3 protein-coding genes are annotated in these 2,838 nt (G+C 44.2%); all 3 read left to right on the forward strand.

The window, feature by feature from the left end; translation table 11 throughout:
* Positions 1-891, forward strand: an 891-nt coding sequence (locus HMPREF2608_RS11435; protein WP_283122284.1) for a virulence factor TspB C-terminal domain-related protein, incomplete at its 5' end; no start/stop codon positions are given.
* Positions 892-893: 2 nt separating this feature from the next.
* Positions 894-1,214 carry a DUF2523 domain-containing protein gene (locus HMPREF2608_RS03010; protein WP_070825931.1) on the forward strand — a complete coding sequence of 107 codons (321 nt, stop codon included), beginning with the start codon at positions 894-896 and terminating at the stop codon, positions 1,212-1,214.
* 9 nt (positions 1,215-1,223) lie between these two features.
* Positions 1,224-2,402, forward strand: a complete 1,179-nt coding sequence (locus tag HMPREF2608_RS03015) for a zonular occludens toxin domain-containing protein (protein ID WP_070825932.1) — start codon at positions 1,224-1,226, stop codon at positions 2,400-2,402.
* Positions 2,403-2,838: the final 436 nt, after the last annotated feature.

Here is a 2,838-nt window from a genome sequence, read left to right on the forward strand (position 1 = left end):
GGTGGAAATTCAGGAAGTGGCGGTACAGGTTCTAAAAAACTCGAAAATATTTACGTTAATGAAATGACAGGCGCAGTCTCTGACACATATGAGGGCGCGTGTTCGGGTACAGATAAGCATGGTTGGGCCATGAGAATGGTTGAACATACTAGCGGTGGAACTTTCTGTCAAATTTATGAGCCTGACGGTCGTGGCGGTCGTCCTTTGGGTTCAGCCCCAATTGAAAGGGAGAGGGTTTCTAGTCAAGAGGGTGATTGCGGTCCCGGTTCTAATATGACTTTTGGTAAAAAATCGAACGGCACCTTTTCTGTAGTCTGCACTTATAAACACAAGCCTAAAACAGAAAGTTCAACTGTCGGTTCTACTGGCTCTTCAAGTTCCACTGAAAAGAAAGACGGCCAATCATCAAGCCCTAATAGTTCGTCCGCTGGGGGCGGTGGTGGCGGTGGTCGAGGCGGAGCCGACCACGCCACAACGCCCGACGGCGGAATGCAAGGGGGCGGAAAGAACGGCGGAAGCGGTCAAAGTGGAACGACAGGAACGGGAACAGGAACGGGAACAGGAACAACGGGAACAGGAACGGGAACAGGTTCAGATAGTTCTGGCGATTTAGGCGATATGCCGTCTGCGCCCGATGGAGGTGGAGAACCTGATTGGGGTGGTCTGAAGTCGGATGGTGGATTTGGCAAGTTTTCGCCCTCCTCTGCTTTCTCTACGGGCGGTTATTGTCCTAAAGACATTCAGTTGGATTTTGGTCAGTTTGGTCGCCATAGTTTAACGCTTTCTTTTGTGTGTGAAGCCGCTGAAAAACTCCGATATGTTTTTATCACGTTAGCCTATTTCACTTCGGCAATGATGATTTTTAAAACTGTGAATAGTATGAAAGGATAAAAATGCCTGCTTTGGCTGCTTTTGGACGTGTCTTGCTTCAGTATTTGGGCAGTTTGTTTATTGCTCTTCTTCCGATGCTTAAAAACGCCTTTTTTCAAATTTTGTTGGGTTTGGGTGTGAGTCTTGTATCTTATGAAGGATTGTCAATAGCGGTGGATGGGGTTTTGGATTATGTAACGCGGAATTATTTTCAAATGCCTGCCGATTTAATAGGTTTGCTCGGTCTTGCGGGAATACCCGAAGCCTTGAATATTATTTTTGGCGGTTTTGCGTTTTCGCTGGGTATATGGTCGTCTTATCGTTCGTTTAAATTTTTGAAATAAAGGATAAAAATGATTACTTTGATTACAGGTGTTCCAGGTTCGGGTAAAACTTTGTCGGTTGTTTCGGATTTGGCAAAAAAAGTAAAAAAGGAATGGGCGGATAGAAAAATTTTCACTGAAGGCATTCCAGAATTGACGATAAAGACGGAAAAAATTCCTGAAGGTCATGATATTAAAGATATGAATGTTTGGCTTAAGTATCCTGAAAATCATGGTTCTGTTGTGATTATTGACGAAGCACAAAACGTATTTCCGCCACGCTCTGCTGGTTCAAAAACGCCTGAATTAATTGAATGGCTTCACATTCATAGACATTCGGGTATTGATATTATTCTGATAACCCAAATGCCTGGTCGAATTGATAAACATGTACGCGATTTGGTCGGTGCTCACTATCATATACATAAAACGCCGCTCGGTGTCCGTATGCGTTATTTTTGGGATTATTGCGCCAATAATCCAAAAGTTGAAATGAAAAACGCCCGTGCTGAAGTGTACAAGTTAGATAAAAAGGCATTCGCTTTGTATAAGTCGGCTGAGATTCATACCAAAGTTCAAACGCCGAAAAGTCGTGTTTTGTGGGTCATTCCTATATCTCTTATAGTATTTGGAATAACGGCGTATTGGGGTTTCAAACTTTTAACAGGTTTGGGCGCACCGTCTGAAGATGTTTCGTCAGTGTCTGAAAAATCTGTTGTAGCTTCCGAAACGGTCAAAAAGACGGCTGAACAGGGGTCGGCGGCGTCTGCTCGTGAAATAGGTCATAAAATATCGCAGAATCAGAATAAAAACCTGACGAAAGAAATGCTTGAGCCAAAAATAGAAGGTATGGTCGAATCAAAACCGCTTTATGACAATATCAGACAGGTGAAACAGCTTGAATATCCTGTAGCCTGTATTTCAGGCGGCGTGTCAGGTTGCTCTTGTTATAGCTCTCAAGGCACAGTCATAAAAGAGATAGACAAAAAAACTTGCAATGAATACGCGAAAAACGGCTTGCCCTTTAATCCCTACAAGGAACAGCCCCGCGAATACGTCCAAAACCGTCAAATTCAGCCTGTAAACAGCGATTCTAGTCAAGTCGTCAGTTTGGGCGGGAAAAGCCCTCAAAATTTGATGTATGACGGCTATGCTGAAGCGGGCGAACAGTTCGCAGCGCGTGGCGGTGTCGTCGGGTCGGCACAATGATAAAAGGTCGTCTGAAACATTTCAGACGACCTTCTTGTCGTGGGTTATTGACTGAACATCATGATGACGGCTAAAATAATCCGCGTATCAATCGTAACGGTCAATTGCAATTTCCCTAGTCTTAATGAGATTTGCATTTGATTCATTCCTGAAAAGTTTCAAACTTGGCAGGAAACGCAAAATCCCCTTGTTCTCAGGCTTGGGGATTTTTGCTATCCCCACCGCTCTTAAATTGTCGTGTTTGTCGGTCTAAGTCATATCAATCCTTTCATGTATCGTTGGTTTTCTGCCCTCGCCCCTCAGGATGGCTTGAGCTGAGTGAAGGGGGTTAACTGCTAGTACGACTGTTTTTTTTAAGGCTTTCAGTCTGGAATCGCTTCGGTCGGGGGTTGGAGTTAATGCAAAATTCCGCCCAAAAAATAGCTAGGGGGTATTC

The organism is Neisseria sp. HMSC064D07 (genome assembly GCF_001837185.1).
GTDB classification, from domain to species: domain Bacteria; phylum Pseudomonadota; class Gammaproteobacteria; order Burkholderiales; family Neisseriaceae; genus Neisseria; species Neisseria flavescens_C.

What these genes read in the sequence shown, in the direction of transcription:
- HMPREF2608_RS03010 (WP_070825931.1), top strand. Translation starts at nt 894, where the DNA reads ATGCCTGCTTTGGCTGCTTTTGGACGTGTCTTGCTTCAGTATTTGGGC.
- HMPREF2608_RS03015 (WP_070825932.1), top strand. Translation starts at nt 1,224, where the DNA reads ATGATTACTTTGATTACAGGTGTTCCAGGTTCGGGTAAAACTTTGTCG.